The 9,130-nt window shown below is 59.5% G+C and carries 7 protein-coding genes; 6 read left to right on the top strand and 1 reads right to left on the bottom strand.

The features are described 5' to 3' along the window. Positions 1-1,062 (top strand): 2-oxoglutarate dehydrogenase, E2 component, dihydrolipoamide succinyltransferase (gene sucB / locus HMPREF2845_RS08970; protein ID WP_141752968.1); only part of this gene is annotated, 1,062 nt, incomplete at its 5' end. Between the two features lie 184 nt (positions 1,063-1,246). On the opposite strand, the gene HMPREF2845_RS08965 is transcribed toward sucB, so the two are convergent. Then, the gene (locus HMPREF2845_RS08965) at positions 1,247-2,998 is read right to left on the bottom strand and encodes a peptidase (RefSeq protein ID WP_070634503.1); all 1,752 of its coding nucleotides are present in this window, start codon (positions 2,996-2,998) and stop codon (positions 1,247-1,249) included. 139 nt (positions 2,999-3,137) lie between these two features. Between HMPREF2845_RS08965 and lipB the strand changes: the two genes are divergently transcribed. The 5 genes from lipB (at position 3,138) to budA (ending at position 9,080) form a co-directional block, all read left to right on the top strand. Beyond that, a complete protein-coding gene (gene lipB / locus HMPREF2845_RS08960) occupies positions 3,138-3,896 on the top strand; it encodes a lipoyl(octanoyl) transferase LipB (protein WP_256370608.1) in 759 nt (252 codons plus the stop codon). 164 nt (positions 3,897-4,060) lie between these two features. Next, complete coding sequence (gene lipA / locus HMPREF2845_RS08955; protein ID WP_049349534.1) at positions 4,061-5,068, top strand: lipoyl synthase; 1,008 nt, start codon at positions 4,061-4,063, stop codon at positions 5,066-5,068. A 209-nt stretch (positions 5,069-5,277) separates the two neighbouring features. Beyond that, a complete protein-coding gene (locus HMPREF2845_RS08950) occupies positions 5,278-5,994 on the top strand; it encodes a DUF4191 domain-containing protein (protein WP_049358567.1) in 717 nt (238 codons plus the stop codon). Between the two features lie 346 nt (positions 5,995-6,340). Then, positions 6,341-7,765 carry a type I glutamate--ammonia ligase gene (glnA, locus tag HMPREF2845_RS08945; RefSeq protein WP_005508615.1) on the top strand — a complete coding sequence of 475 codons (1,425 nt, stop codon included), beginning with the start codon at positions 6,341-6,343 and terminating at the stop codon, positions 7,763-7,765. 565 nt (positions 7,766-8,330) lie between these two features. Next, positions 8,331-9,080 (top strand): acetolactate decarboxylase, encoded by a 750-nt coding sequence (gene budA, locus HMPREF2845_RS08940; protein WP_005505457.1) that lies wholly within the window; start codon positions 8,331-8,333, stop codon positions 9,078-9,080. Positions 9,081-9,130 lie beyond the last annotated feature (50 nt).

The raw sequence follows: 9,130 nt of genomic DNA, 5'->3' as shown, positions 1-9,130 counted from the left end.
CCCGCAGCTCCCGCTCCGGTTGCTGAGGCTCCTGTTGCTCCGGCTGCACCCGCAGCTCCCGCTGCTCCTGCAGCTCCCGCTGCACCTGCCGCTCCGGCAGCTGCTGAGGGCGAAGCATACGTGACCCCGCTGGTCCGTAAGCTCGCTAAGGACAACGGCATCGACCTGTCCACCGTCAAGGGCACCGGTGTTGGTGGCCGCATCCGCAAGCAGGATGTTCAGGCTGCTATCGCTATCGCTGCTAAGGGTTCCGCTGCTCCCGCCGCTGCTGCTCCCGCTGCAGCTGCTGCTCCGGCTGCTGGTTCCGCAAAGGCACCGCACACCTTCGAGGTTTCCCCCAAGCGTGGCACCGTCGAGAAGACCGCACGTATCCGCCAGGTTATTGCAAAGCGTATGCGTGAGTCCCTGGACATCTCCACCCAGCTGACCCAGGTCACCGAGGTTGACGTGACCCGCATCGTTCAGCTGCGTGCAAAGGCTAAGGACGGCTTCGCTGCTCGTGAGGGCGCTAAGCTGACCTTCCTGCCCTTCTTCGTCCAGGCATCCGCTGAGGCTCTGCAGCAGCACCCCGCTCTGAACGCTTCCATGACCGAAGACTACAAGCAGATCACTTACCACGGCTCCGAGAACATCGCTATTGCTGTGGACACCCCCAAGGGTCTGCTGGTTCCCGTCATCAAGAACGCTTCTGACCTGGGCATTGCTGGCCTGGCAAAGGCTATTGGCGACCTGGGTGGCCGCGCACGCACCGGCGACATCTCCCCCGAGGAGCTGTCGGGTTCGACCTTCACCATCACCAACATTGGTTCCTTCGGTGCACTGTTCGACACCCCGATCATCAACCAGCCGAACGTTGCAATCCTCGGCACCGGTTCCATCGTGAAGCGCCCCATGGTTGTTAAGGATGTTGACGGTAACGACGTTATCGCTATCCGCTCCATGTGCTACCTGTCCCTCACCTACGATCACCGCGTGGTCGACGGTGCGGACGCTGGTCGCTTCCTGCACACCCTCAAGACCCGCCTGGAGGAGGCAAACTTCGAGTCTGAGCTGGGCCTCTAAGACCTGCATAGATTCAAGGAAGTTTCCTTGTGGCGGTGCCCTGATGGGTAACCGAGCGTAGCTCTCCGGGTTTTCCCGGACGGTGAGCAAAAAGGCGGCGGTTCCATCCACTTCGGTGGGTGGGGCCGCCGCCTTTTGTTGTGTCCGCGTTTCTACAGCGTCAGCTATACAGCGTCAGCTTCAGCTATGCAGGGACGGGCTCAGCGCGGGCTATCTCCCAGCCTTTCTCCCCGCGATGCAGGTCGAAGATGACTTTCTGGCGGGTGACGCCGTTTTCTTCGCTGAGTTTACGGGCTTCCTGCTCGGTTTTATCGGCGCGGTAGCCGGGCGCGGAGACTACCGCCATAACGCGGATGTTCTCGCTGTCGCGGCTGAGTTCTTCTGCAGTGTCAACGGTGAGCTCTGCGCCGCCTCGGGCACGGCGTTCTTGGTTTCGCTGGTCGATCAGGGCTCGTAGAATCTGATCGCCCTGAGCGCTTTTATCCTGTGCGGCTGTATCCTGCGCGCTCTGATCCTGTGTTTCCGTGCCGCCGGGCTCATGCTCCCCCGCTGCGTTCACAGATTGAGCGGATACGGGCTGCGCCGTTGCCGGGGCGTTCTGCCCGTAGAGGGTGAACCCGAGAGGCAGCGCAATAGCCCCCAGTGCGAGCGCGGCGAGTCCCAGGCGTGCAGCCAGTCCCAGGCGCGCGGAGGGGCGGGCGAAAGCACCGCGTAGCACCGTCAGGCGGGATGTGCCCGTCGCATCTGCGTTCTTTAGAGCGGGCGGCGCAGTCTTTGCGAAGCTTGCCGTGGGGCTCACAGTGGGGCTCAACGGCTTAGAACCTGCGGTAGCTGCGCGCCCCGATTTCTTCACGCCCGGCTTCTTCACGCGAGGCAGATGCTCTGCCAGGTAGCGTTGAGCCTTCTGCGCCTTTGAGAGCTTCTGTACCGGCGCGGGCTCCACAGCTGCGGGAATGAGGGCGCGGGCTCGTTCTGAACAGCTCAGGTAGACGTTGAGCGGGCGAGGCGGCACCTCCTCCGCCAGGGCGACCACGGAGCTGAGCCCTGCGAGCGCCGCATCCTGGGTGGGTGCGTCCAGCAGGTATTCGAGGGCTCTGCCGAGGCGCTCAATCCACTCGCTGCTGGGTGCCCCATCGGTTGCAGTACCGACCACTCCCATGCGCTGTGAATCCATGCGCAGTGAGAGGGGTACGCGGGCGGCGGAGGGTTCCGGTGCGTGCCCGCAGGCGGCTTGCCAGAGCAGTGCCGCTGCGGAACGTGCGTAGTTGCCCCGAGCGGCGGTGAGCTGTTCCGTATCTAGAGGAGCCGCTTCACGATAGACGGCATCAGGTAGCAGGAGTTTGGGCACTCCGGCGGCGCTCAGAGCGATATATTCGGCGCTTAGTTCGGCGCGCCCCTCCCCCACCTTTTTGAGACTGCCGAGCGCCCGGTGCAGGGTGCGTGCCAGGGTCATGAGCTCGGCGGGTGTCAGGGCGCGAGCGCGCAGGAGCTTGTCAAGGGTGCCCGCATCGAGGGGCTCGTACCAGAGGCACAGCTGATCGGCGCTATCGGCGCTCTCACTAGTAACGGCGTGGAGCTTGGCGAGTCCGGGCGCGTTACGTAGAGCGGCGGCTACCTGCGGGGTCTGGACGTGCCTCTGGGCGGATGCATCCGTATTTTCCTCGAATCCGTACCCGTTGGCTGCCGCGCGCAGAGTGGGCGCGGCGGGAGCCAGCTGGGTGGAGGGAGCTACAGGGGTGGAGGGAGCAGGCGGGGCAGGCTGAGAAATGGTGCGCAGGGTGTAGCGTCCGGGGTGCGCGGAGGGTACGGAACGTACGGCGGGTGCGCTCTCGGTGGGTGCACTTGCGGTGGTTTCGCCCCGGTACTCGACAATCTGCAGGGTGGGTAGAGCCGGGTTGGCGATGCTTTCCAGAACGTGTGCTTCTTTGCTTCTCATACCATCATGTTATCAAATTACATCAAACAATATCTTTAAGCACACTAAAACAGTTTAAATACCCCAAAGAACCCCAAAGGTGAATTCAGGCATTTATCTGCTTATTCGCCCTTCCTCCCATTGAGCATACCCTCACGTAATATTCCGACGTGTTCGCTCATCACGTGATTCAGGGCGCCCTAATTTTCTTCCCTCCACCAGCAGTACTAAGGTAGAAAGTATGTCTGTGACGATTGAACGCGTGGGCTTCGCCCCGAACTATGTGAACTATGTTGAGTGCCTGGACGAGCAGTACCGCATCCACGATGAGGTGGCTAACCGCACCCGCCAGAATACGATTCTTCTGCTTGAGCACGAGGCAGTGATTACTGCCGGTAAACGCACCGAAGACCACGAGTACCCCGCAGACAAGTCCACCCCCGTCGTCAAGATTGACCGCGGCGGCAAGCTGACCTGGCACGGCCCCGGCCAGCTGACCGGCTACCCGATTCTGCGCCTGCCCGAGCCCATTGACGTGGTGGCGTATGTGCGCATTATCGAGGAAATCATCATTAACGTCCTTGCCGGTCTGGGCATTAAGGGTGAGCGCGTTGAGGGCCGTAGCGGCGTGTGGATTCTGGGCAACGGCATCACCCAGGACAAGAAGATCGCGGCACTGGGCATGCGCGTTTCCCGTAACACCACCATGCACGGCTTTGCGATTAACTGCTGCAACGACACCGCACCCTTCCAGCAGTTCATTCCCTGCGGCATTAGCGATGCGGGTGTTACCACTATTTCGGAGCAGCTGGGCCGCACCGTCACCCCCGCCGATATTTTGGAGCCGCTGGAGGCGGAGCTTCTGAAGTACCAGGACCGCCTGGCGGAGTCTTTCGAGCCCATTGCGGCGCAGGACTAAACGCAGGGTTAGACGCAGTCAAGAAGCATCGAACGGGCCGTACACGTAACGCGTCCGGCTTTGTTCGTCATATACGAAAATCAGTTTCACCTACGCCTGAGCGGGCGTAAAATAGAAGATGGCCCACCTGCACAGAGGGCACATCTAGACCAAGGAGAAGACTTTTGAGCACCGCACCTGAAGGACGCAAGCTACTGCGTGTGGAGGCCCGCAACGCTGAGGTTCCCATTGAGAAGAAGCCTCACTGGATTAAGACCAAGGCTATTGTTGGCCCCGAATACAACGAGATGCGCGAGCTGGCTCGCGGTCAGGGCCTGCACACCGTGTGTGAAGAGGCAGGCTGCCCCAATATTTACGAATGCTGGGAAGACCGTGAGGCAACCTACCTGATTGGTGGTTCCGAGTGCACCCGCCGTTGCGACTTCTGCAATATTGCGACCGGTAAGCCCGTTGCTGTTGACTACGCTGAGCCGTTCAAGGTTGCTAAGAACGTGAAGGTCATGGGTCTGCGTTACGCAACCGTGACCGGTGTTGCTCGTGACGATCTGGAAGACGGCGGTGCGTGGCTGTACGCAGAGACCACCCGCCAGATTCACAAGATGTGCCCGAACACCGGCGTTGAGATGCTCGTCCCCGACTTCAAGGGTGTTCCCGAGCATGTTCAGAAGGTGATTGACGCTAAGCCTGAGGTTTTCGCGCACAACCTGGAGACCGTCCCCCGTATCTTCCGTCAGATTCGCCCGGCGTTCCGTTACGAGCGTTCCCTGGATGTTATTACCCAGGCTAAGGAAGGTGGCATGGTCACCAAGTCCAACCTGATTCTGGGTATGGGCGAGACCGATGACGAGATTTACGAGGCGCTGTGCGATCTGCACGATGCTGGTTGTGACATCATTACCCTCACCCAGTACCTGCGCCCCGGCCCGCTCTTCCACCCGATTGAGCGTTGGGTGAAGCCGCAGCAGTTCGTGGATTTTGCGAACATGGCTGAGGAGATTGGTTTCGCTGGCGTTATGGCGGGCCCGATGGTTCGTTCTTCGTACCGCGCAGGTCGCCTGTGGGCTCGTGCAATGCGTAAGAACGGCTACCCGATCCCCGAGAACCTTGCCCACATTGAGGGTGAGGGCGCAGCCCTGCAGGAAGCCTCCACCCTGGTGGCTGCAGGCTACTAAGCCTTTTCAGAATCTTTCTGAGAGCGTTGAGGCTCCTCGAACCCGGTGTTCGTCCGGTGTTCGGGGAGCCTCCCCTTATACCCCGTCCCTTGTGCGGGTAGGGTAAACTAGAAAAATTGCAGGCATACACTGCATCGTTACGTCACTATGGTTCCGTGAGCGTTTGAGGCGCTTCTCGGGGCCGCGGAAGAACCAGCCGAGGAAGAATCGTGGCAGATAAGCGCGAAGAGAAGAAAAAGAAGAAGGAACGCACTCCGGGCACTTTCGCCCAGATGAAGCAGGTCTACCAGATGACCAAGAAGTCCGACCCGAATATTGGTTGGATTCTGAGTCTGTCGGCTCTGGGCACCCTTTTGGTTTTCCTCCTCATCGGTATTGCTCTGGGTAACTGGGTTACTTTCCTGATTCTGGGTCTGGGCGTTGCCGCTATTGTGGCGATGCTTCTGCTGGGTCGCCGCGCGCAGACTGCGGCTTTTGCTCAGATTGAGAACCAGCCCGGTCGTAGTGGTGCGGCGATGAACTCTGTGCGCCGCGGCTGGATCGTTGAGGAGCAGCCCGTTGCTGCGAACCGCAACCAGGATCTGGTGTTCCGTGCGCTGGGCCGTCCCGGTATCGTGCTGGTGACCGAGGGCCCTCACAGCCGCGTGAATTCCCTGGTGAACACTGAGAAGAAGCACCTGAACCGTGTGGCTCCCGGTGTGCCGGTTCACGTGATTGAGACCGGTCACGATGAGGGTCAGGTTGAGCTCAAGGACGTTGTGAAGACCATGAATAAGCTGCCGAAGGCTCTGACTCAGCAGGAGATGCAGGTTGTTTCGGGTCGTCTGAGCACTCTGAACACGATGCGTAACCCGATGAATGGCCTGCCTAAGGGTGTTGACCCGATGCGTGCTCGTCCTGACCGTCGTGCGATGCGCGGCCGCTAAGCGAGACGCTGATATAAGGTTTTGAAGGCTCCGGCTCTTCCCGTGGGGGGAGGGCCGGGGCCTTTTGTTATACCCGGTTATTGCGTTGCTGGCATTGATGTTGGCTTTACTAGAGCTTTATTAGAGGGCGTTAGCATCTGCGCTGTGTGTCGTAAGACAACCAAGATGTAACTCCTTTCCAGGATTTGTAACATTACCGAAACACGATAGTCACGCACGCGCAAAAAATAACCACTATGCTTGATATGTCACAGGGTTTTGCCCGCGGCCAAAAACTAAACCAAAGACTGAATGTGATGAGGGAAGATACCCTCCTGCACCGTCAGTCGAACAAGGAGCAGTCCTCATGTTTACCAGCCCCCAGGAAGTTCTCGACTTTATCAAGAACGAAGAAGTAGTCTTCGTTGATATCCGATTCACCGACATGCCCGGCGTGCAGCAGCACTTCAACCTGCCCGCTAAGGCGATTGATGACGATTTCTTCGTCAACGGCCAGCTTTTTGATGGCTCCTCCATTCGCGGCTTCCAGGGCATTGCAGAGTCCGACATGCAGCTGATCCCCGACGTTCAGTCCGCGTACGTTGACCCCTTCCGCATTGAGAAGACCCTGGTCATCATCTGCTCCATCGTGAACCCCCGCACCGGCGAGCCCTACCACCGTGACCCCCGCGGTGTCGCTGAGCGTGCCGAGGCGTACCTGCAGTCCACCGGCATTGCAGACACCGCATTCTTCGCATCCGAGGCTGAATTCTTCGTCTTCGAGGACGTCCGCTACCAGGTCGAGCCGAACTCCGTGTTCTACAAGATCGACTCCGATGAGGCACCCTGGAACACCGGCCGGAAGGAAGAGGGCGGCAACCTGGGCAACAAGACCCCCGTCAAGGGCGGCTACTTCCCCGTCTCCCCCGTCGACAAGCAGGCTGACCTGCGTGACGCAATGTGCGTAGCAATGGACGAGGTTGGCCTTGAGGTTGAGCGTAGCCACCACGAGGTGGGCGCAGCCGGCCAGGCAGAAATCAACTACAAGTTCGACACCCTCACCAAGGCTGCTGACGACCTGCTGAAATTCAAGTACGTCATCAAGGGCACCGCAGACGCATGGGGCAAGTCCGTGACCTTCATGCCCAAGCCCGTGTTCGGTGACAACGGCTCCGGTATGCACTGCCACCAGTCGCTGTGGCAGGACGGCGAGCCCCTCTTCTACGATGAGCGCGGCTACGCTAACCTCTCTGACACCGCACGCTGGTACATTGGCGGTCTGATTGAGCACTCCTCTGCTGTTCTGGCATTCACCAACCCGACCGTGAACTCTTACAAGCGTCTGGTTCCCGGCTACGAGGCTCCCATCAACATGGTGTACTCGCAGGGTAACCGTTCCGCCGGTATCCGCATCCCGATTACCGGCACCAACCCGAAGGCTAAGCGCCTGGAGTTCCGCGCACCGGACCCCTCCGCTAACCCCTACTTCGCGTTCGCTGCTCAGCTGATGGCTGGTCTGGACGGTATCCGTAACCGCATCGAGCCGCCGGCACCGATCGATAAGGACCTGTACGAGCTGCCCGCCGAAGAGGCTAAGGACATCAAGAAGGCTCCGGCTAACCTGGAGGAAGCTCTGGCGGCTCTGGAGGCTGACCACGACTTCCTGCTCGAGGGCGGCGTCTTCACCGAGGACCTGATTCAGGCTTGGATTGACTACAAGCGTAAGAACGAGCTGGAGCCGCTCTCGCTGGTTCCGCACCCGCTTGAGTACCAGCTGTACTACGGCGTCTAATCTTTCTTCCTGAACGGTGCCCCTTGTAGGGGGTGCGTTCAGGAGAACAGGCAACGGCCTATACGTTCCTTTGGGAGCGTATAGGCCGTTGTTGTGTTTTCTGCTGGGTTTCTGCAGGGGGTCTGCCGGTTGCAGGCTCGTCGGGCCATTTTTGGTGACGGTTCGTGTCTAATATTTTTCTGCCTCGATGAGCCTCGGGTGTCTTAGTTGCGCTTAGAGCGGCTCTAAGGGCTAAGCTGTTGGTGCTGGCGTTCCCTCCCTTTTTGTCGTGCAACCGGAGGGAATGCCAGTCTATTTTTATGCCCTTGTGCAGTTGACTGCTTTCAGCACTCTAGGGGCCACATCATAAGATGTTGTACCCGCTAGTCCCGGGGTTCTTCCTGCACAGGCGTACAATGAAAGTGCGTGCGCCCGGCCTGCGTCACCTACGAATTCCTAGAGAAACGACATCACACGCCGTGTTCTCCCCGACGCCCTTCCCCTTTTTAGCATCAGCTAGGGCGAGTATCGCCGATGACCGACCGACCCGTCTGACGCCGCATCCACTGTAACGAGGAGAAATCTCATGGCATATCAGCCGACCATCCTAAACGGTGAAACTGTTTTCCGTAACGAAGTTTTTCAGACCGGCCTCATGTCCCAGCTGCTGGACGGCATCTACGATGGCGAGATGACCATCGGTGAGCTTCTGAGCCACGGCAACTTCGGTGTGGGTACCTTCAACGGCCTCGACGGCGAAATGGTCGTCCTCGACGGCGTCTGCTACCAGGTGCGCCACGACGGCTCCGTATCCCTGCCCGACCTGCGCCAGCAGACCCCCTACGCCGTGGTCACCAACTTCGTGCCCATGATTAAGCGCGAACTACCGCATAACCTACTCCGTAAGTCTGCCTCGCAGATTCTGGATGACTTCACCGTCTCCAAGAACTACATGTACGCCATCAAGATTTACGGCGAGTTCGAATGGGTCCGCACCCGCACCGTCATCAAGCAGGAGAAGCCCTACCCGAAGATGGTTGCGGCCACCGAGAATGAGGACATTGTCCAGTTCGATAACGTGACCGGCACGATTGTTGGCTTCCGCACCCCGATCTACGAGCAGGGCATCTCGGTGCCCGGCTGCCACGCCCACTTTATCGATGATGAGCGCGTTCAGGGCGGTCACGTGGTCGACTTCAAGCTGCGCTCGGCAAAGGTCGAGATTTGCCCCGGTACCGGCCTGCAGCTGCACCTGCCGCTGACCCCCGAGTTCTCCTCCGCTAACCTCTCCCCCGAGGACCTGGCTGAGCAGATCTCCAAGGCTGAAAAGCACTAAGCTTCTTTCCCGCCGGAACATAGCAACGGGATATAGCAACGAAGGAGCCG

This window comes from Rothia sp. HMSC065B04, from assembly GCF_001812285.1.
GTDB lineage: Bacteria > Actinomycetota > Actinomycetes > Actinomycetales > Micrococcaceae > Rothia > Rothia mucilaginosa.
Note: the sequence above shows the minus strand (reverse complement) of the source record. Positions and strands in the feature narration are given on the sequence as shown.

Coding starts and splice junctions, on each gene's coding strand:
- HMPREF2845_RS08965 (WP_070634503.1), bottom strand. CDS start 2,998: ATGAGAAGCAAAGAAGCACACGTTCTGGAAAGCATCGCCAACCCGGCT.
- glnA (WP_005508615.1), top strand. CDS start 6,341: ATGTTTACCAGCCCCCAGGAAGTTCTCGACTTTATCAAGAACGAAGAA.
- budA (WP_005505457.1), top strand. CDS start 8,331: ATGGCATATCAGCCGACCATCCTAAACGGTGAAACTGTTTTCCGTAAC.